Origin of the sequence: Streptomyces sp. NPDC048370, from assembly GCF_043200825.1 — a bacterium.
Classification (GTDB): domain Bacteria; phylum Actinomycetota; class Actinomycetes; order Streptomycetales; family Streptomycetaceae; genus Streptomyces.
Map to the genome: position 1 here is coordinate 182156 of NZ_JBICYI010000016.1, position 20712 is coordinate 202867.

Consider the following 20712-nt stretch of genomic DNA (forward strand, 5'->3'; position numbering starts at 1 on the left):
AGGTAGATATGACAACCCCACTTATCGTCTACGTGGGGGAAAGCCGTGCGCGCTGCGCGACCACTAGTGCTCCTAGTGGCATTCATGATGGCCGTTCTGGCAGGTACAGAACAGGCTGCACTCGCGGTGACCAACTCGGTCACCGCAAGGGCCGGCTACGGAGCCGGTGAACTACCCGAACAGGGCTGGGGATCGGCGCGCGGACGGGGCCACGGCGCCCCCGGCGACGCCACCGACGCGCCGGCGGAAGGGGGACGCAGTGGCGCACTGAAGGCGCCGGGCGAACTCCCGCCGGACGGCGGTACCGCGCCGGTGAAGCTGGGCGCCGCACCCAAGGCCCCGGCCGACGTCCCCGTCACAAGGGTCCCGGCGCCCAAGGTGGCAGCGCCGAAGGGCTTCGACGCGAAGACCAGCGCCGAAGTGCCGGCCAAGCGGACCGAGCGGGGCCGGACCTTCCTGAACAAGGACGGCACGTACACCACCCGCTTCTACAACGAGCCGGTGAACTTCCGGTCGTCCGAAGGTACGTGGAAGGCCATCGACACCGGCCTGGCCCGCACGGCGCAGACCGCGACGCGGAGCATGAACGGCTCCGGCGCCAACTGGGAGCCGCGCTCCACCGAGGAGCAGCTACGGTTCGCCGAGTACGCCGATGCCCAGACTCTGGTCCGTCTCGGCGTGAACGACTCCGCCGCCATCGGGTGGGGGATCGAAGGCGTCTCGCACGCGCAGGGCAAGGTGACCGGCAGCGTCATCACCTACCCCGAGGCCCGTCCCCACGCGGACGTGGAGATCATCGCGGGCAGCAGCTCCGTCAAGGAGACGCTGATCCTCAAGAGCGCCGCAGCACCCACGCAGTGGCGTTTCCCGCTGGCCCTGGAAGGGTTGACGGCGAAGCTCGACGCGCACGGCGGCATCGCCTTCGTCGACGCCTCGGGTCGCCAGCAGGGCTGGATGCCCGCCGGCTGGATGGAGGACTCCCGCAAGGCACCGAACTCCAACGAGGGCGTCATCTCCTCCGGCGTCACCTACGAGATCGTGCGGGAGGGTGCGCGGCAGGTCCTGGTCGTCACCCTCGACAAGAAGTGGCTCTCGGCGCCCGAGCGGGTCTTCCCCGTCAAGGTCGACCCCTCCGCCTCGGGCCTTCAGGCCGCATCCGGCACGTACGTCGAGTCGCCCTACAACCAGAACTTCTCCAGCGACACCGTCCTCAAGGTCGGCACGTACGACGGCGGCGGGCACAAGGCGGCCTCCTTCCTGAAGTTCAACGGTCTGGACACCACCCTCAAGAACGCGTATGTGATCAATGCGAACCTGAGCCTCTACAACACGTGGTCGTACTCGTGCACCGCAAGGCCGGTGACGGTCCACGAGATCACCTCGAACTGGTCCGAGGGCAGCACATCCAGCTACCCCGGTCCCGCGACCGGCGGCGCCCTCGGCTCGAAGTCCTTCGCGCACGGTTGGCGCCCGTCGGGCACGACAACCTGGTCCTGCGGGCCCGCGTGGGAGGCGATCCCGCTCGGCGAGTCCGGGCGCAGGCTGGTCGACGACTGGACGCACGGCCGCAAGGCCAACTACGGCCTGGCCGTGAAGGCCGCCACGGACGACTCCAGGACCTGGAAGCAGTTCGGCTCCGACGACTACCCCACCGGCAAGCCCAGCCTCGATGTCACGTGGTCGAAGTACGGGGCCACGTACGGTCTGGGCGGTTTCGTCCAACCCCCGACGGCCACGACCGACGGCAAGTTCAAGGTCACCGTCACCAACACCGGGCAGCAGACCTGGGGCGTGAACAGCAACTACAAGCTGCGGTACGACCTTTTCGACGCCAACGGCAACAAGGTGGGCGGCGACTACTGGAGCAAGATCCGGTGGACGCCCATGCCGTACGACGTGGCGCCCGGCGCCTCGGCCACCGTCGATGCGACGATCGCCCCGCTGGCACCCGGCACGTACACGATCCAGTGGACCATGGACGAGTTCGGCGTCCGCAGCTTCGTCGACGACGGAGTCCCGGGCCCGGCCGTACGGTTCGACGCGGTCAACATGCCCCCCTACCTGACCTCTGCGGCCCCGCCGAGCGGCACGGTCGTCGACACCCTGACCCCGACGCTGTGGGCGAGGGCCACCGACCAGGACAAGTCTCCCGGTGCGCTGACGTACCAGTTCGAGCTCTGTGAGGTCGAGGGGAAGGACGTCCGGAAGAACTGCCAGGGCAACACGCACGCGGCCTCCGAGAGCTGGACCGTCCCGGCCGGCCGGCTCAAGTGGGCCAAGACGTACGCCTGGTTCGCCTACGCCAACGACGGCAAGGACCAGTCCTCCAGGACCGCCCCGTCGCTCCTGACCACGCAGGTCCCGCAGCCTGTCATCACCTCCCACCTCGGCGGTGCGGACAGCGGGCGCACCTTCGGAGAGCGGTCCGGCAACTACGTCACCGCCGCCACCGACGCCGCGGTGCCGACGGTCGGTCCTGAGCTCGCGGTCACGCGTACGTACAACTCGCAGGACCCGCGCCAGGCGAACGCCTTCGGTGCCGGCTGGGCGACCCGCTGGGACATGCGGGCGGTCGCCGAGCCCGACGGCAGCGTCGTCGTCACGCTGGCCGGCGGCAGCCAGGTCCGCTTCGGCAGCAACGCCGACGGCACCTACAGCGCGCCGTCCGGTTCCATGGGCGTACTCGCCGCGGTGACCGGTGGCGGTTGGACCCTGCGGGACGCGTCCGCGTCGCTGTACACCTTCGACGCGACCGGCCGCCTGACCAAGGTCAAGGACGGCCACGAGCGCGAGCAGGTGCTCACCTACACGGGTGGCAAGCTGACCAAGGCCACCGACGCCCTGTCCAAGCGGGCACTGACGTTCACCTGGAGCGGGGCGCACGTCGCGTCCGTCTCCACCGATGCCGTCGGCCCGTCCGCGTCGGCTCTCGTCTGGTCGTACACCTACCAGGGCGACCTCCTGACGAAGGTCTGCCCGCCGACGTCCACGACCGCATGCACGGTGTACGAGTACACCGGCGGTTCGCACTACCGGGGCATGGTCCAGGACGCCAACCCGGTCGCCTACTGGCGGCTCGACGAGACCGAGGGCTCGGCCGCGCAGAGCGAGGCGGTCTCCCGTACCGGCATGAACGCCGGTCAGTACCGTGACGTCACCCTCTCCAGCACCGGTGCTCTCGCGGGCACGGGCAACAAGTCGGCGTCCTTCGACGGCACCAGCTCCTACGTCGAGCTGCCGGAGTCGACCTTGGCGTCGTCCACCGTCCTGTCGGTCGAGGTGTGGTTCAAGACGGACAAGGCGGGTGGCGCACTCGTCGGATTCCAGGACGCGCCGGTCGGGCCGGCTCCGCCGGTCCGCTACAACCCGGTGCTCGCCATCGACGCGGCGGGCAAGCTCCGCGGGGCGTTCGAGAAGGCGGACGGCGGTCTGGTGCCCATCACCTCCTCCACGGCGGTGAACGACAACGCCTGGCACCACGCGGTCCTCACGAGCACGGCGACGAACCAGACGCTGTACCTGGACGGCACGGCCGTGGGAACGCTCGCCGGCCCGGTCAGTCACGCCGAGAAGACGCACGCCTACCTGGGCGTGGCCTACGGGAACAGCAGCTGGGACGGGATCGCTGCCACGGGCAACCGGTTCTTCCGGGGATCGATGGACGAGGTCGCGGTCTACCACCGCGCTCTCGACGCCGGCTCGGTCCGCTCGCACTACGCGGCCCGCACCGGGGCTTCGAAGCTGTCGAAGGTGACCCTGCCCTCGGGCAGGATCGGCGGTACGGCCGAGTACGACGGCGACACCGAGCGCGCCACCAAGGTGACCGACGAGAACGGCGGTGTGTGGCAGATCTCCGCGCCCCGCTACGCGTCGGGCTCCCAGGTCTACGCCGATTCCGTGAGGTCCGCAGGACCGGTCAACTACTGGCGCCTGGGCGACAGCAGCGGCGCCGCCGCGGCCGACGAGATATCCGCCGGCGGCAACGGTTCCTACCGTGACGGTGTCGTCCTCGGCGGCGTCGGGGCGTTCCTCGACGGCGACGACGGCGCGATCGCGCTCGACGGGTCCAAGGGCGCCGTCTCCGTACCGTCCGAGTCGATCTACGACGCCACCTCGCTCTCCGTGGAGCTGTGGTTCAGGACGGACAAGCCCAGCGGTGTCCTGCTGGGCCTGCAGAACACCGAACTCGGCACCACCCCGACGATGTGGAACGCGAGTCTGCTCGTCGACGGGGAAGGCAAGCTCCGCGGCCATCTGTGGGACGGTCCGTCCGCGGGCTGGCCGGTCATGGGCGGTGTGAAGGTCACCGACAACAAGTGGCACCACGTCGTGATCACCGGCGGGCCGACCGGTCAGTCGCTCTACCTCGACGGCGCCAAGATCGGTTCCAAGTCCGGTGTCGTCAAGCCGGAGACCCTGGTCCACGCCTACCTGGGAGCCGGCTACTCCAGTGAGGCGTGGGACGGGCAGGCACGAGCGACCCGCTACTTCGACGGTCAGCTCGACGAGGCAGCCTTCTACGCCAAGGAACTCGACGCACAGGCTGTGGCGGACCACTTCAAGGCCCGCACCAAGGCGATGAGCGGCACCGGCGACCAGTACCGCGGCGCCGTGACGGCCGCGGGCCCCGCCGGCTACTGGCGCCTGGACGAGACCAGTGGCACCACGGTGAAGAGCCGTGTGGCGTCCGTCGACGGCACGGGCACGTACACCAAGGCGGTCCTCGGGACCACCAGCGCGTTCGGCCCCGGCGACGGCTCCGCGGCGCAGTTCAACGGCGACGGATTCGCCGAGCTGCCACCGGTCGGAACCGCCACCACGGACGTCTCCGCCAGCGTGTGGTTCCGGACCGACAAGCCGGGCGTCATCCTCAGCGACCAGTCGGCACCCGTCGCGGGAGCCGCCGACGCGAGCGGCACGTGGACCCCGGTCCTCTATGTCGGTGCCGACGGCAAGCTCCGCGGCGAGTACTACTCGGCCGGTGTGAACGCGTCGAACGCCTCACCCGGCACCGTGACCGACAACCAGTGGCACCACGCCGCCATCACGGCCAAGGGCGACGTCCAGACGCTCTACCTGGACGGCGCACAGGTCGCGACGAAGTCCGCTGCCCCGGTCAGCCACCAGGGCAACAGCCGGACGTTCCTGGGTGCGGGCTTCGCCAAGTTCTGGCCGTCCGCCCCCGGCAACGTGAGCTACTTCACCGGCACGCTCGACGAGGCCGCGGTCTTCCGCCGCGGTCTCTCCGCCGACGAGGTCACGGCACAGTACGAGGCCCGTACCTCCGCGTCGGTCTCCTCGCTCACCTCCACGGTGACGGTCACCGACCCGGTGGGCGCGAAGACCGGCAGCACGTTCGACGCGGTCCGCGGCCAGCGCCGTACCGCCTCGACGGACGCGGACGGCGGTGTCACCACGTACGCGTACGACACCGGCGGCTTCCTGCACACGGTCACCGACCCCAACGGTCACGCGACCACCACCGGTCACGACGAGCACGGCAACACCGTCTCGACCACGGTCTGCAGGGATGCGAACTCCTGCTGGACGTCCTTCGCGGACCACCACCACAATGCCGCGGACCCGCTGGACCCGCGCAACGGCAAGCCCACGGCTGTCCGTGACGCACGGTCGACGGGCTCGACGGACAACCGCTACCGCACGACCACGTCCTACACCGCCCTCGGCCTGACCGACACGGTCACGCTCGCGGACGGCCGGACGACCTCGACGACGTACACCACGGGCACGGAGCCCGCGGTGGGCGGCGGAACGACCCCGAAGGGCCTGGTCGCCGCCAGGAAGAGCACCGGCGGTGCCACGACCTCGTACGCGTACTTCTCGAGCGGTGACCTGGCCAAGTCGACGGCGCCCTCCGGTCTTGTGACCTCGTACACCTACGACGGCGTCGGCCGGAAGCTGACCGAGACCCAGGTCTCCGACGCCACCCCGGCGGGTGTCACGACCTCGTACGCCTACAACGCCCTGTCCCGGATCTCGTCCGAGACCGGTCCCGGTGTCAAGAACGAGATCACCGGCGTCACCCACACCGCCAGGATCGGCCGCACGTACGACGCGGACGGCAACCTGCTCACCGAGTCCACGGAGGACACCACCGGCGGCGACACCACCCGCACCACCACCTACCGCTACAACGCCCTCGGCCTGAACGAGAGCGTCACGGACGCGGCAGGCAACGAGAGCACCTTCGGGCACGACGCGTCGGGCCGGGTGATCCGCGAGACGGATCCCGCGGGCAACGTGGTCACGCACGCGTTCACCCGGCGCGGGCAGCTGGCCGAGTCGGTCCTCAAGGACTGGACGGGCGACCCGTCCGGCCAGACCCGCGACCTGGTCCTGGTCTCCCACGCGTACGACCCGGCGGGCCGCCTGGCCTCGACGACGGACGCGATGGGCGCCACGACCGCCTTCACCTACTACGACGACGGCCTGAAGGCCTCGGCGACGGCGAAGGGCATCACGCAGTCCGACGGTTCCAAGAAGGACATCGTCCTGGAATCCCTCGTCCACGACGGCGCGGGAAACCTCGCGACCCGGACGGAGAGCGGTGGCCGGACGACGGTCAACACGGTGGACGCCACGGGTCGCACGACCCGCGTCGTCTTCGACCCGAACGGCCTGAACCGCGTCACGACCGCGGCCTACGACGGTGACAACCGGATCACCGAGCAGACCCAGTCGATCGACGGCTCCGGCAAGAAGCTCGCTTCGACGACCGAGTACGACGCGGCGGGCAACCCGAAGAAGGCGACCGTCACCGACGGCACCGACACGCGGGTCATCTCGGGCACCTTCGACCAGCGGGGCCTCCCTCTGACGCAGGTCACCCCGCGGGGCAACACCACCACCAGCCGCTACGACGAGCTCGGCCGTCCGGTCGAGACGACCGCGCCGCAGGTGCAGGCCGAGGAGAACGGCGGTGCGGCCACGGCCGTCACGCCCAGGACCCTCATCGGCTACAACACCTTCGGCGAGGCGACCGAGACGCGTGACGCACGCGGTCTCGTCACCCGTACGGAGACCGACAAGCTGGGCCGGCCCACCGCGGTCACGCTGCCCGACTACACCGCGCCGGGTGCCGCGACGGCCATCACCGCCGTTGCGCGCACGACGTACGACAAGCTCGGCAACGCGGCCTCGACGACCGACCCGCTGGGCCGCGTCACGTCCTACGGGTACGACCAGCTGGGCAACCTCGTCCGCAGGACGGACCCGGCCCTGGCCGGAGCACAGGGCCTGCAGGCCCCGGGCGCGACGACCTTCAACGGCACGACGACGGACCTGTCCGGCGGTGGCGTCTCCACCTACACCTGGACCCCGACCGGTCTGCCGCTCTCGGCGGCCGACCCGACAGGAGCACGCACCGAGTCCACCTATGACGAACTCGGCCGCAAGCTGACCGCGACCACGGTCGAGCGCAAGCCGGTTCTGCAGAACCTCGTCTCCCGCTACACGTGGGACGACGCGGGTAACCAGATCGCCTCGACCACCCCCGGCGGGCGCCGCTCCACGGCGACGTACGACAGGGCAGGCCAGGTCCTGACCGTCACCGACCCGCTCGGCGACGTCACGCGGTCCACGTACGACGGCCTCGGCCGTCAGACCGAGTCGAAGGACGCCACCGGCCGCAGGACGGTCACGTCGTACGACGTCCTGGGCAAGCCGGTCCGGGTGTCCGACCACGGGACCGGAACGACGGTCCTGCGCTCGGTGTCCTCGGAGTACGACAACGACGGAAACGTCACCGCATCGGTCTCCGCCACCGGCGCACGGCGCACCTACACCTACGACGCCCTGGGCCGGATGACCAAGCAGGTCGAACCGGTCACCGCCACGGACTCGATCACGACGACCTTCGGCTACGACGCGGCGGGCAACCGCACGCGCCTGACCGACGGCCGCGGGAAGGTGACGTACTACACGTTCAACACGTGGGGTCTGCAGGAATCGACCATCGAGCCCAGCACCACGCAGCACCCGGCCCTCAGCAACCGCACGTGGACGAACGTCTACGACGCGGCGGGTCAGCTCGTCACCGAGCTGCTCCCGGGCAACGTCAAGCGCAACAAGACGTACGACAACCTGGGCCGTCCGACCGGCGAGACAGGCTCCGGCACAGCCGTGACCACCCGTCCGCGCAGCCTCACCTACGACCTCGTCGGCCGTTTGACCGCAGTGGCCGGTGACGGCGTCCTCGCGGGCAACACGTACGCCTACAACGACCGCGGTCAGCTCCTGAACAGCGACGGCCCGTCGGGCGCGTCCGCCTACACGTACGACGCGGACGGTCAGATGACCTCCCGCACGGACGCGGCGGGCGCGACGGCCTTCACCTACGACCCGGCCGGGCGTCTCGACACCACGACCGACCCGCTGACCGGTACGCAGGTGCGCAGCGACTTCGACGCGGCCGGGCGACCGACCGTCGACGAGTACGCACGCCCCGCCGCCGGCGGCGCCTACACCATCGCGGCGAAGCGCTCGTACACGTACGACGCGTTGGGCCGGGCCACCAAGGACGCGGTGGTCCGCACCGCGGGCGGCACCGAGGTCCAGAGCATCGCCTACGAGTACGACCTCGACGACCGTCTGACCAAGAAGACCACGACCGGCACGGCGGGCGCGGGCATCCAGTCCTACGCCTACGACCTGGCCGGCCGGACGACCTCCACCACCGCGGGAAGTACCACCACCCCGTACGAGTGGGACAAGAGCGGCAACCTGACCAAGAAGGGGAACACCACCGGCACGTACGACTCGCGCAACCGCGTCCAGACCTGGGGCACGCAGACCTTCGACTACAGCGCCCGCGGCACGATCAAGGCGGTCAGCGACGGCGCCACCAGCCGGGTCATCAACTCCGACGCGTTCGAGCGGACGGTCAACAACGGCACGAGCACCTTCACGTACGACTCGCTCGACCGCATCCTGACCAGCGGCGGAAACGCCTTCAGCTACGACGGCGGCTCCAACAACCTGGTCAAGGACGGCACGTCGACCTACAGCCGGACGCCCGGCGGCGCGCTGCTCGCGTCGGCGGTGACCGGCACGGCGGGCAGCGCCCAGCTGTCCGTCACGGACGGGCACACCGACGTGGTCGCCGGACTCACTCCGGACGGCACCACGGTCTCCTCGTCCCGCGCGTACGACGCCTTCGGGACCGTGACGGCTTCCACGGGTGCCAACCCGTCCCTCGGCTACCAGTCGGGCTGGACGGACGCCTCCACCGGCGAGGTCAACATGGCCTCCCGCTGGTATCAGCCGGGGACCGGCAGCTTCACCGGCCGCGACACGTGGCAGCTCGACCCGGACCCCTCGGTCCAGGCGAACCGCTACACGTACGGCAACGCGAGCCCGCTCAACGGTACCGACCCCACCGGACACTGGCAGGACACGGGCAACGGGCGCTACAGCCCGCCCAGGACGGCCCCGAGCCTCGGGAAGCCGCCGGCGCCGCCACGTCCTCCGATGCCCGGGTTCCGGGGCGGTGGCCTTCTGGGCCTGCTGGGAATGCTCACCCACAAGGTCGACGGCGAAGCCATCGCCCGCCGGTACCACGAGCGCTTCAACCAGAACGAGTCATGGGGTTGGAGCCCGGGAAGGTCCAGCGGTTGCAACCACTGGATGTGCGGCAACGGCACTCCCCCCAGGGCCGGGGCCACGACCCAGACGGACATCGGATGGGCCTGGACCGAGACCAGAACTCGGTACTACGGTCCGCCTCCGCAGGGCTGCAAGCGGCACTGCAACGTCGGCACCGGCACACCCAAGCCCAGCCGGCCTCTTCCGCCCCCGATCGACCAGAACCCCAACAACGGCAAGAACCCCGTCCCAGCGCCCAAGCACGTCGCCGACGTCGCGTGGGACGCGGTCCGGGACGCAGGGTGGGGCCTTGCCGACGGCTGGGCCTCGGTGTTCTCGGCCGACAGCATGCTGGGACTGCTCCAGCCCGACGATGCGTTCGAACCGGAGGAACCTCTCGCTGGTTACGCGCCTGTTCTGGGGAGCGAAGGCGATGCCGGTGCCGGCACGGGAACCGACGACAACCCGTGTGACACCGGGTTCGGCTGGGACACGAACAAGCAGGGCGTGGCCAACAAGATCTACCTTCCGCGGAAGCGTCAGGCCGGCGCGTGCGTCGCCAGTGGCGCCTACGCCGACCTGGCCAAGGACGACTACGTGCCGCCGCCGCGGCCGGGTCTCGGGTTCGCTCTGCCGGGACTCAAGGACCTCCCGGGCAAGAACCGCGCTCGCGGTCACCTCATCGGCTTTGCCATGGGTGGGTCGAACACGGATACGCGGAATTTCGTTCCCATGTATCAGACGGCCAATCAGGCCATGTACGACCATGCCGAGGACAAGGTCGTGAATTCCATCAAGAAGGGTGGGCGCCAGTTCGTCCAGGTGGTTCCCGTGTACGACGACCCTGCGTCGGTGATGCCGACCAAGGTGCAATTCTTCTCCACGGGAACGGTCGATGTCCGATGCGAGTTCGACAACACAGCCGCAGCCACGTACCGATGCTGGTAGCCGAAAGGAATACGGATGTCTTCGTCCTTTGACGATCTGTCCCAGATCTTGGGGCGGTCCCCCTGGCCCGAGCGCACCCTGGCCGGCGTCGAGCAGGCCTGGGGAGTCGACCTGCCCGCGGATGTCCACCGCGTGCTGTCGTCCTACGGGGACCTGATGATCGACGACTTCCTCTACCTGTTCGGCCCCCTCACCCTGGAGGAAAAGGGGGACTGGATGAGCGGCTATGTGAAGCGCGGAGAATCGCGGCTGATCGTCGATCCGGTCCTGCCGGAACCGGCAGGAATGCTCCACTGGGGCCAGACGCTCGACGGGGACCGGCTGTTCCTCGTGCCCCAGGGCCCGGGTGAGCGTTGGACGGTCTCCGCTTTCCGACGCAACTGGGGCGACTGGTACGAGACGAGCCTTCCCCTTGAGGAATGGCTCGTGGGTACCCTCCGTGGAAAAATCGAGACGGACTGGATGCCGGAGTGGCCCAAGGTCCACGAACTCGTGGCGGACGACGACTGACGTCGCCTGACGCCGACGGGATGACGCCGAAAGCCTCCCGGGTATGAACACGTCGCCCCGCCGATCCTTCGATCGGCGGGGCGAAGTGCTGTACGGGCACACCCGCGCCGCCGCAGCGCCTCGGCGAACCCTCCGAGAGGTTCCCGCGGTCCTGGATCGTCGCCTCTCGGCCGGGCGAGCCCGCCGACCGCGCCTCCGCCACGCGCGCCGTGGCGGCGGCCGGTACGGCCTCAGGCGTCGGCGTGTCGACCGGTGTATCGGGCGGCGTATTCCTCGCTGGGCGGGACGACGGTGATGACGTCGATCAGTACGCCGTCGGGGGCGGCGACGATGAAGTGGCGCTGGCCGAAGTCCTCCGTACGCAGGGGCAGTACTTCGGGAAGGCCGGCCGCCGTCACGAGCCGCTGGTGCTCGGCGTCCACATCGTCGACCTCGAAGTTCAGCAGCAAGCCGCCCCGGAGCGCGGCCCGGTGGCCCTCGGGGACGGTCGGGTGGGCGTGGTCCAGGAGGGCCAGCTCGTACTGCGGGGCATCGGGGCGGCGCAGGCTGACGTACCAGTCGGCCTCGAAGGTCACCTCGAACCCGAGGTGACGGGTGTAGAAGTCGCGGGAGGCCGCGACGTCCCGGGTGGCCAGCACCGGGTAGAAGCCGCCGAGCTTGGTCGTGGGCGTGGTCGTGATGTCTTTCGTCATGGCAGAGGCCCTTCAGATCCCTTTCACATACCCCGGGTATGTGAACCGTGGCGTTAGCATACCCCCGGTATGCGAAATGGAAAGGGTGGTGCGCACGCGATGGCGGTCAACCGGGCGGAGCAGCGGGCGGCGACGCGGCAGGCGCTGCTGGCCGAAGGGCGGCGGCGGTTCGCCGCCGACGGGTACCACCATGTGGTGCTGGCCGAAGTGGCGCGGGCCGCCGGGGTCACGAAGGGGGCCGCCTACCACCACTTCGACAGCAAAGCGGGGCTCTTCCGGGCCGTCGTCGCCGAGGTCCAGCATGAACTGGGCGAGCGGGTCGCGACCGCGGCCGAGCGGCACGAGGACCTCTGGGGGCAACTCCGGGCCGGCTGCCGGGCCTTCCTGGCCGCGGGGACCGACCCGGCGGTGCGTCAGATCCTGCTGGTCGACGCGCCGACCGTACTGGGCTGGGACGAGTGGAGGGCCCTCGACGAGGAGTCCTCCGCCCGGCACCTCGCGGAGGCCCTGACCGCGCTCGCCGCGGCCGGGATCATCGCCGACCAGCCGGTGGAGCCCCTGGCCCGGCTGCTCTCGGGGGCGATGAACGAGGCCGCGCTCTGGATCGCGCGCGGCGGGGACCCGCAGGCGGCGGAACAGGCACTCGACCGGCTCCTGGCGGGGCTGCGCAGTCCTACCTGACCTCGCGCGCGGAGGGCCTTGAGGGCCTCCGCGCTGAGCAGGGCGTCGGCGCCGTGCAGGACGGCGAGGACGCCCACGCCACCGGCGGGCTCGTGCGAACCGCGAAGGAATCCTTGGCTCAGGTCACTGGCCGTCGACCGGCACATCCCAGGACCGGGACCGGGTGAGCGCCTGCCACTCGTCTCGGAGCAGGGCCAGGACCGCGACGTCGTAGCGCCGGCCCCGGTGCAGGCAGGCGGAGCGGCGTACCCCCTCCTGCGTGAACCCGGCCCTGGCCAGGACGTCGAGTGCTGCGGTGTTGGTGGTGTGGGTGACGGCCTGGACGCGGTGCATGGGCAGTTCGCCGAAGGCGAGGTCGACCAGCGCGTCCACGGCATCGGCGCCGTGGCCCTGGCCCCGGTGGTCGGGGTCCAGCATCAACAGAATTTCGGCGGTGCCGTCGACCAAGTCCTGGTCGAACAGGGCGGTGTGGCCGATCGGCGTACCGTCGGGGAGAAGGACGAGGAAGTCGTCGCGATCGTGTTCGTCGCGGTCGCGCTCGATGCGTTCGCGGACGGCCGAGAGGGAACGCGGCCACATGCCGATCTCGTGGGCGGCCACGGGGTCGGCGCGCCAGACGTGTACCAACTCCGCGTCGTCGACGTCGAGCGGCGCGAAGGCGACGCCCTGGCCGCGCCAGCACACCTGACGGGGCGGATTCTCGGTGGCCATGCGCTCCGTCACGGCTTCTGCCACGTCCTCGATCATGGGCGGATGCTACGGGCCACCGCGACCGCCGCGCCAGCCAATTCAGCCCCTGGCGTCTTGCCTGAATCAGCACTTCCTTGCGAACGGGCCGCATGTCGCGATCACCTGTTCTAGTGACTCTGTGTATTCATTTACCACTCTCGGGGGATCCTAACCTGGTCGTTCTTCACCCCTCGATCACCTGGAGTAACCATGAGGCGTCTCAGTCTGGCCGCACTCGGCATGGCCGGCACGCTCTGCGCGGCCGCGTTGTGCACGGGGGCCGCCACCGCAGTCACCGAGCCGCACGACACACGGGCACTTGCCCCCCACACCATCACGGAAGGGCTCTCCTCAACCGTGGCCCCCCATTCAGGGGCCCACGTCAACGTCCCCTGCCAGTCTCCCGAGCAGAGCTCAGGAGGAGGCGTGCGGACCACGGGCAACGGAGTCTTCATCACCGCCTCATGGTCCGCGGCAGGCTGGGCAGCCGACGTCTACAACGAGTCCGACAGCCCGCAGACGGTCTGGGCCGTGGCGATCTGCACCCCGCAGTGGCACACACGCCGATCGAGCATTCCCCACACGCAAGTGCCGGCGGGGGAGTCGGGGATCGCCCGCGCAGCGTGTCCCGCAGGCACGGAGCCCACGGGCGGCGGCAACATCGGCGGGGCGCAGGGCAACGACCGGATGTACGTGAGTCAGTCGTCCGACATCGGTGACGAATGGACCGTCCGGGCCTTCAACGCCTCCACCTTCCAGCAGCGGATCGCCACCCAGGTCGTGTGCACCAACACGCCCCACAGTGCGCGGTCCAGCGAGGGCACGCTGCTGGGCCTGGGCACCACCGGAACCACCCACGTCGAATGCCCCGCCGGCGAGGTGCCGACCGGGGGCGGCGGACTCGGCAACCCGTCCGTTTTCTTCAACGAGTCCTACCCCACGCGCACGGGGTGGACCGTCCGGGCCACGAACAGGGGCACCCAGCCGCTGACCGTCTTCGCCCGCGTGAACTGCACCCGACCCTGACCAACGGCGGCGCGACGCCGATCGGGAGCGTCGCGATCGGGGCCCGTCGCGAGCGCTGCGGCGGGCCCGGGCCTGGTCGGGACGCAGCCACTCCAGCCCCGAGACCGCCTGTCCTCCGGCGTCCTCCGGCGTGGCCCCCCGGTCGTCGTCTCCACCGAGGTCGCGGCCACCGTCAACGCCCCTGTAGGTGCCTCGGGCTGATCACCCGTCCGCGATCGGCCCGAGGTAGGTACCGCAGGAGACATCGATACTCTGTCCGGTCACCCAGCGCCCCTGGGGGCCCGCCAGGCAGCCCACCACGCCGGCGACGTCCTCGAGTCGACTTTGCGGACAGCCAGTGACCACAAGTGGGGAGCGCAGGCCGCCTGGTGATCCCGCGCGGGGAGGCCCCCGGTCCTGCGACACCTACGTAATTGGCTGGCGCACGTAGGGGCGGCAGGGCATGATCCCGGAGCGTTCCAGGCCGCCCACTGAGGGAGCTGTGATGACCGTTGGTGCGTCCGAGCCGTCCGATCTCTCCGGGTCCGGGTCCGGGACTGGGACCCGGCCCGAGGTCCGCGTGGCGGGCGGGGTGCTGCGCGGCAGCCGCGAGACGGGCGTGGCGGTCTTCCGCGGCATCCCCTTCGCCGAGCCGCCGGTCGGCCCGCTGCGCTTCGCCGCGCCGCGGCCCGTACGGGCATGGGACGGGGTGCGGCCGGCGGTGTCGTACGGCCCGCCGCCGCCGCAGGGCGGCCATTTCGGCATGGACGCGCTGGCGCGGGACGCCGCGGGCGACGACTGGCTGACGGTAAACGTCTGGTCGCCCGACCCGAGTCCGGTCGCAGGTCTGCCGGTGATGGTGTGGATCCAGGGCGGTGCCTACTCGATCGGCATGTCCGGTCTTCCCGAGTACGACGGTGGCCTCCTGGCGCGTGACGGCGTCGTCGTGGTGACGTTCAACTACCGGGTGGGCCTGGAGGGGTACGGGCAGATCGAGGGGGCGCCCGCCAATCGGGGCCTGCTGGACCAGATCGCCGCCCTGGAGTGGGTGCGCGACAACATCCGGGCCTTCGGCGGCGACCCGAGCCGCGTCACGATCTTCGGCCAGTCGGCGGGAGCCGGATCGGTCGCCGCCCTGCTGGCGACGGAGCGCGCGGCCGGGCTCTTCGGCCGGGCCGTGGCACAGAGCGTGCAGGGCACGTACTTCACGCCGGAGCTCGCCGCCGACATCTCCGCCGCATGCGCCGCCGAGCTGGGGCTACGACCCACGGTGGCCGACCTGTCCGGGGTGGACCCCACCCGACTGGCCACCGCCGGTGACGCGGTCGGCGCCAAGACGGACAGTTGGGCGGATCGCTGGGGGCCGGTCGCCCACCGGGCGATCCCCTTCTCGCCGGTCATCGACGGCGACACCCTGCCGGTCACCCCGTGGCAGGCCCTGGCGAACGGCGCCGGGCGGGACATCGAGCTCCTCGTCGGCCACACCCGCGACGAAACGCGGCTGCTGGCCGCGCTCGACGGAGTGCTGGGCCAGGTCACGCCGGAGCAGGCCGAGACCGCCCTGCAGGTCTTCGGCCCCGGCCGGGACGCCGCACACCGTTACCGCGAGGCGTTCCCCGCCGCGGGCCCGGACGAGCTCTACGAGCTGGTCAACTCCGACTGGTTGTTCCGCATGCCCTCCCTCCACCTCGCCCAGGCCCAGACCGCTGCCGGTGGCCGCGCCCACGTCTACGAGCTGACCTGGTCCGCCCCGGGCATGGGCGGCGCCCTCGGCGCATGCCACGGTCTCGACGTGCCCCTGGTCTTCGGCAACCTGGACCGCGGCCAGCCCGCGGCGCTGATCGGAGAGAGCCCGTCCCCAGAGGCGGAGGAGCTGTCCGCACGCATGCGGGCCGCGTGGACATCATTCGCCTCCCACGGCGATCCGGGCTGGCCCGCGTACGACACCCGAGAACGCCTCGTACGGCTCTTCGACGCCGAGAGCCGGGCGAGCCTCGCCGCCTATCCGGAAGAAGCCTCGCGCCTGATCTGGCAGGACCACACCTTCACCGCGCTGCCCCTGCTCGACCGCTAGCCTTCCGAGTCGGAAATTCAGTTCAGACAGATGGCAAGGGAAGTGGGCCTGCCGCAGTCGACCGTGTCCCGGAGGGGGAAGCCCGCGGCGGCCGCCGCGGGACTTCAGCTTCCGTGCCCAACATGGGGTGGCGTGGCACAGTGGCGGTATGTGCGGCCGCTACACCTCCACTCGCAGTCCTGAGGATCTGACCCGACTCTTTCAGGTCACCGACTGGCGCCCCGACGAAAGGCTGGAGCCCAGCTGGAACGTCGCGCCGACCGACGAGGTCTACGCGGTTCTCGAACGCACCGCCCGGGACGAAGACGACGAGGTGCGCCGTGAACTGCGGGCGCTCAAGTGGGGTCTGGTGCCGTCGTGGGCCAAGGACCCGAAGACAGGCTCGCGGATGATCAACGCGCGGGTCGAGACCGTCCACGAGAAGCCCGCCTACCGGCGTGCCTTCGCCAAGCGCCGCTGCGTCCTGCCGGCCGACGGCTTCTACGAATGGGAGCCGGTGAAGGACGAGTCGACGGGCAAGACCCGTAAGCAGCCGTACTTCATCCACCCCAGCGACGGCCAGGTGATGGCGATGGCGGGTCTGTACGAGTACTGGCGCAACCCCGACGTCACGAGCGCCGACGACCCCGACGCCTGGCTGATCACCTGCACGATCATCACCACCGAGGCCACCGACGCAGCCGGCCGCGTCCACCCCCGCATGCCACTGGCCCTCACGCCCGACCACTACGACGCCTGGCTCGACCCCCACCACCAGAACACCGAAGACCTCCGCGCCCTACTCACCCAGCCCGCGGACGGCCAACTCAACGCCCGGCCCGTCTCCATGGCCGTGAACAACGTCCACAACAACGGCCCCCACCTCCTCGACGAAGCCACCTGACCCCCTCCCCGCAGCCACGTGAACCCTTGGCACGGCAAGGGCTGAGGGCGCGGTGTCGGTGTGGTGGGTGGGGCAGCCTCGCGGTCTCCGACTCGGGACGTGCCAAGGGAGCGGGGAGGCACGGCCGCGCCTCCCGGGCGGCAGTCGGTACCAGTGCACCGGGGGAGCGGGTTCACCAGAGGAATCGGCGCACCGGCGACAGCTCCCCGGCTCCAACGGGCAGCCACAGAGCCCCTCCGGGGTTCCTCCGGGCGGCCCCCGGGACGTCGGCGCCGGGCGGAACACGGCCTGGGCTAGCGCAGGAACTCGTAGCGCGACAGGCGCGAGCGGGCTACCTTCTCGGTGACCCCGAGCGCCTCGGCCACCTCCGGCACCGGGGTGTCCTCCAGCGAGATGAGCCGTGCGGCGTACCGGGCGGACGAGGTGATCACCTCCTCCAGCTCCCCGACGGCCCTGAGCACGACCAGCGGCTCGCCGTCCACGAGCTCGTCGAGGCGCTCGCGCAGCTGCCGGAGCGCCCCCGCCATGTCCTCGGGCAGGGCGACCTGGCGAGCGGCCACCTTCTCCATCTGGGCGGCCCAGTCCTCGTACAGGCCGCTGGTGTCGTAGACGTCCGGGTCGTCGTCGCGGCGGACCTGTTCCCAGTCGATCGGGTACGTACGTTCGGCGCGCCACCCGCAGGCGCACCGGCCCCGCATCGACGTCGCCGTCGGCCGGATCCCGGTCCCGTTGTAGTGCCACCACGACGTCGACTCGTAGAACGAGCTGCTGCTGCCCATGTCGAAGATGACCGGGCGAGGCTCGCTCCCGTCGGCCAGCAGCACTCCCACCGTGCCCACGTGCGACTCGAACCCCTCACGTTCCCAGCCCATCGCGCCTCCCCTGTCCCGCATCGTCTCGCGAGGCAACCCACGGCCTGGGGCCTCTGCCCCCACGATGCAGAACCGGGCGGCCACTCCGCAGCTGGAATCCCGGCATATTCCACTGGCAGGTGGCGCACGCCCCCGCCGCGCGCCCCCGTCCGTACGCTCTGCGGGCCGCTTCGCCCCGGGGTGAGGCGGCTGGTGCCCCAGAAGGATGCAGCCCGCAGGCGACGCCTACGGTGGCCTGATCCCGGAGTTCTTCCGGTTTGGCCCGCTGCAGGACCACGTCTTCGAACGGTCTACCAACGCGATGGGGCCGAAGACACCCGTCCTCGGCTGTGAATGCGGTGAGTGGGGATGCTGGCCTCTGATGGCCGGCATCACCACGACAACCGACCTGGTGATCTGGGATGCCTTCGAGCAACCCCATCGCAAGACCCGCGAGTACACGGCGTTCGGCCCGTTCCAGTTCGACCGCCACCAGTACGATGACGCCCTGCGCGCGCTGAACGCCGAATTCGGCTCCCCCGAGCATGGATCCTGAAATGGCATTCGGTGAAGACCTGTTCGCCGCTGACCAGCTGCGGGACGTGGTGTTTGACGCCTTGTGGGTCTCGCACAGCGAGTTCTGGCTGGTTGCCGGCAGCGGGCCTGGTGCTGACATCGTGAGCGCTGTTCCCGAAGGAGACTCAGTCAGGGGCAACGGGGAGGCGGTCGGCGTTCCACTCTCGGCTCTGCAACGGACATCGGAGTAGCGATCTCCATCTGGGAAGGTCCGGCGCCCGACGGTGTAGGCACCCTGCTGGGGACTTCGCGCATCGAAGCTCCTGGCAGGGAGGTCACTGTCGTCAACGTCGAGGGGAGAGAGCCTGGGCCCGTCCTGGCTCTGTCAGACGACGGTGAGCACGAAGTGAGCGTCTGTCGGTGCTCCGAGGGCCCGGAGCGCTACGACATCCGAATGTGGCCGTGCCTCACCCCGGAATGAGTGGGGCACCGGCGAAGATCGAGTCTTACGACCCAGAGGTTCCCGGCTTCTAGCCCGGGGGGTGCCGGCGTTCGCGTGAAGTGCACAGGGCGGTGCGCGGAAACGTGCACCCCCCCTGCTATGCAACGCAGGCTCCCAGAGGCTGTCCGGCAGCTGAGCCGCCCGCCTGCGCACGGCTTGCCGGGTGGTCGTAGACTCGCGCGCCGTGGAAGAGATGTTCGAGCTGGGGACCATCAGTTGCCCCTCTGGCACCCTGGTGCTCGTTGACGGTGGTTACCTGTGGCCGTGGAGCGGGGACCAGTCGCCGGCGGACATCGATCCGGCTTCCTTGGGTATTGAAGACGCTGCAATGGCCTCCGACGTCACGGGCGCCATCGACTTCGTGGTCACCGGGCCGGACGCTTCCGAAGCCGTTCGGAGCTTTGACCGCCAACCAGGGTCCAGGCTCCATGACATCCCGGCCTCGAAAGCCGCCGAATTCGAGGCGACTTTCGATGAGCACTGCCGATCTGCCGGCCTTGACGCCCGGCTGGAGGCCCTGCCGGTTCGCGAGGCACATGCCCACAGGGCCCGCCGGACAGGTGATGAGGGCGGTGGCAGCTTTCTGATGCTTGGGGTGCCCGTCGTTGCAGTAGGTGGCGTACCCCGAAGTCGGCACCTGCCCGTGCTGGCTACACGGGTCGACCACGGCGATGGTGTCGGAGAACGCTGGTCCGAGATCTCGATCCGGATGGGTGAGGGTCAGGTGACGTCATCGGTTTCCTTGGGTGACATCGGCGTGGACTGGGCACGTGTACTCTTCGGCGATGTCGACGCCCTGAGCCTCTGGCAGCACGATGAGCCGGTGGACGGCTTGGCCGATGTGGCGTTCTGGGGTGGCGCGGCAGACGAAGCGGCCGCGACGTTTGCCGCACCCGAACTGGGCGAGCTCGGCGAGGACGATGTTCGCGGATGGACTGGCCTGCCCGCCTCGGAGGCAATGCGCAGAACACGCGCTCTGTTGAGATGGAAGGACGAAACTGGACGGCGCATGGCGGTGGACTTCCGACCGCACTCCCATCACTGGCAGATCATGCGTAAGGTACGTGCTTCGCAAGTCGGGGCCGGATCCGTGGAACTCGGTGATGCCCGAGTGCTGTGCGCCATGACGAGCTGGGGCGATGGCTTCTTCCCGGTGATCGCCGATCTGGATTCGTCGGGTGGCCTCCTCGCCGTGCGAGTGTGCTTCTCCGACGCGGCCTGAACAGCCGGCCCGGAGCGCACGGGATGGGCACGTAGCGCCGTACCTCGGTGAGCACTTTCATGTGTACGCCGACAGGGGGCGCGCCGGTGGGGGAGTGCTCCACGATGCAGAACCCGGCGGCCCTCCCCGCACCTCCTCCACGGTCGGGAACGCTCCAGAGCGGTCAGGAGACCGTGCCGGTCGCCGACCGGCCGCTGCTCTTCACGGTCAGGAGACCGTGCTGGTCGCCGACAGGCGGCAGCTGCTCCAGTTGTTCCTGCGCGCACCAGGTGGCGCCGGCTCGGCCGCATAGCTGGCGGAGGGTACCGGTGACCGACCAGGTCCCGCCCTTCGGGCCGGCCTCCGCGCACGCGGCACGGCCACGGGGCGGGACCCCGGTCGGGCCTCACTCGGAAGCGGTCGCGCAGCGGGCTCCAGGCCCGTGTACGGGCGCTAGATGCGTGACTTCCGTACTGAGTGCCATGCCGCCCCGGCCAGAGCCCGCGTCGATCGGAAC

At 70.1% G+C, this 20712-nt stretch carries 11 protein-coding genes and 2 pseudogenes; 9 read left to right on the forward strand and 4 right to left on the reverse strand.

The genetic code is table 11. The features are described from left to right. Positions 1 to 84: 84 nt before the first annotated feature. The 3 genes and pseudogenes from ACGFYP_RS29440 to ACGFYP_RS29450 form a co-directional block, all read left to right on the forward strand. The gene (locus tag ACGFYP_RS29440; RefSeq protein WP_393499825.1) at positions 85 to 10551 is read left to right on the forward strand and encodes a LamG-like jellyroll fold domain-containing protein; all 10467 of its coding nucleotides are present in this window, start codon (positions 85 to 87) and stop codon (positions 10549 to 10551) included. Between the two features lie 15 nt (positions 10552 to 10566). Next, complete coding sequence (locus ACGFYP_RS29445; RefSeq protein ID WP_393499828.1) at positions 10567 to 11061, forward strand: hypothetical protein; 495 nt, start codon at positions 10567 to 10569, stop codon at positions 11059 to 11061. 110 nt (positions 11062 to 11171) lie between these two features. Continuing rightward, a pseudogene (locus ACGFYP_RS29450) lies at positions 11172 to 11288 on the forward strand (aminoglycoside phosphotransferase); the annotation flags it as partial. Positions 11289 to 11291: 3 nt separating this feature from the next. Here ACGFYP_RS29450 and ACGFYP_RS29455 read toward each other — a convergent pair. Next, complete coding sequence (locus ACGFYP_RS29455; protein ID WP_393499831.1) at positions 11292 to 11753, reverse strand: VOC family protein; 462 nt, start codon at positions 11751 to 11753, stop codon at positions 11292 to 11294. A gap of 69 nt (positions 11754 to 11822) precedes the next feature. Here ACGFYP_RS29455 and ACGFYP_RS29460 point away from each other — a divergent pair, with 69 nt between their 5' ends. Then, complete coding sequence (locus ACGFYP_RS29460) at positions 11823 to 12434, forward strand: TetR/AcrR family transcriptional regulator (protein ID WP_393499834.1); 612 nt, start codon at positions 11823 to 11825, stop codon at positions 12432 to 12434. 123 nt (positions 12435 to 12557) lie between these two features. Here the strand turns inward: ACGFYP_RS29460 and ACGFYP_RS29465 are convergent, their stop codons facing one another. Then, positions 12558 to 13181, reverse strand: a complete 624-nt coding sequence (locus tag ACGFYP_RS29465) for a GNAT family N-acetyltransferase (protein ID WP_393499837.1) — start codon at positions 13179 to 13181, stop codon at positions 12558 to 12560. Between the two features lie 408 nt (positions 13182 to 13589). Between ACGFYP_RS29465 and ACGFYP_RS29470 the strand changes: the two genes are divergently transcribed. Next, positions 13590 to 14189, forward strand: a complete 600-nt coding sequence (locus ACGFYP_RS29470; RefSeq protein WP_393499841.1) for a hypothetical protein — start codon at positions 13590 to 13592, stop codon at positions 14187 to 14189. Between the two features lie 201 nt (positions 14190 to 14390). Here ACGFYP_RS29470 and ACGFYP_RS29475 read toward each other — a convergent pair. Next, positions 14391 to 14504 (reverse strand): annotated as a pseudogene (locus ACGFYP_RS29475) (short-chain dehydrogenase); the annotation flags it as partial. A 169-nt stretch (positions 14505 to 14673) separates the two neighbouring features. Here ACGFYP_RS29475 and ACGFYP_RS29480 point away from each other — a divergent pair. Continuing rightward, a complete protein-coding gene (locus ACGFYP_RS29480) occupies positions 14674 to 16242 on the forward strand; it encodes a carboxylesterase/lipase family protein (protein ID WP_393499844.1) in 1569 nt (522 codons plus the stop codon). A gap of 148 nt (positions 16243 to 16390) precedes the next feature. Further along, positions 16391 to 17125 (forward strand): SOS response-associated peptidase, encoded by a 735-nt coding sequence (locus ACGFYP_RS29485; RefSeq protein WP_393499847.1) that lies wholly within the window; start codon positions 16391 to 16393, stop codon positions 17123 to 17125. 293 nt (positions 17126 to 17418) lie between these two features. Here the strand turns inward: ACGFYP_RS29485 and ACGFYP_RS29490 are convergent, their stop codons facing one another. Beyond that, positions 17419 to 17997 (reverse strand): hypothetical protein, encoded by a 579-nt coding sequence (locus ACGFYP_RS29490; RefSeq protein WP_393499850.1) that lies wholly within the window; start codon positions 17995 to 17997, stop codon positions 17419 to 17421. A 205-nt stretch (positions 17998 to 18202) separates the two neighbouring features. Between ACGFYP_RS29490 and ACGFYP_RS29495 the strand changes: the two genes are divergently transcribed. Further along, complete coding sequence (locus ACGFYP_RS29495) at positions 18203 to 18532, forward strand: hypothetical protein (protein WP_393499853.1); 330 nt, start codon at positions 18203 to 18205, stop codon at positions 18530 to 18532. Between the two features lie 646 nt (positions 18533 to 19178). Beyond that, a complete protein-coding gene (locus ACGFYP_RS29500) occupies positions 19179 to 20216 on the forward strand; it encodes a hypothetical protein (protein WP_393499856.1) in 1038 nt (345 codons plus the stop codon). Positions 20217 to 20712 lie beyond the last annotated feature (496 nt).

Bases quoted from the DNA above. Each gene is read 5' to 3' on its own strand.
- ACGFYP_RS29440 (WP_393499825.1), top strand. From the start codon at position 85: ATGATGGCCGTTCTGGCAGGTACAGAACAGGCTGCACTCGCGGTGACC.
- ACGFYP_RS29445 (WP_393499828.1), top strand. From the start codon at position 10,567: ATGTCTTCGTCCTTTGACGATCTGTCCCAGATCTTGGGGCGGTCCCCC.
- ACGFYP_RS29455 (WP_393499831.1), bottom strand. From the start codon at position 11,753: ATGACGAAAGACATCACGACCACGCCCACGACCAAGCTCGGCGGCTTC.
- ACGFYP_RS29460 (WP_393499834.1), top strand. From the start codon at position 11,823: ATGCGAAATGGAAAGGGTGGTGCGCACGCGATGGCGGTCAACCGGGCG.
- ACGFYP_RS29465 (WP_393499837.1), bottom strand. From the start codon at position 13,181: ATGATCGAGGACGTGGCAGAAGCCGTGACGGAGCGCATGGCCACCGAG.
- ACGFYP_RS29480 (WP_393499844.1), top strand. From the start codon at position 14,674: ATGACCGTTGGTGCGTCCGAGCCGTCCGATCTCTCCGGGTCCGGGTCC.
- ACGFYP_RS29485 (WP_393499847.1), top strand. From the start codon at position 16,391: ATGTGCGGCCGCTACACCTCCACTCGCAGTCCTGAGGATCTGACCCGA.
- ACGFYP_RS29490 (WP_393499850.1), bottom strand. From the start codon at position 17,997: ATGGGCTGGGAACGTGAGGGGTTCGAGTCGCACGTGGGCACGGTGGGA.
- ACGFYP_RS29495 (WP_393499853.1), top strand. From the start codon at position 18,203: ATGCAGCCCGCAGGCGACGCCTACGGTGGCCTGATCCCGGAGTTCTTC.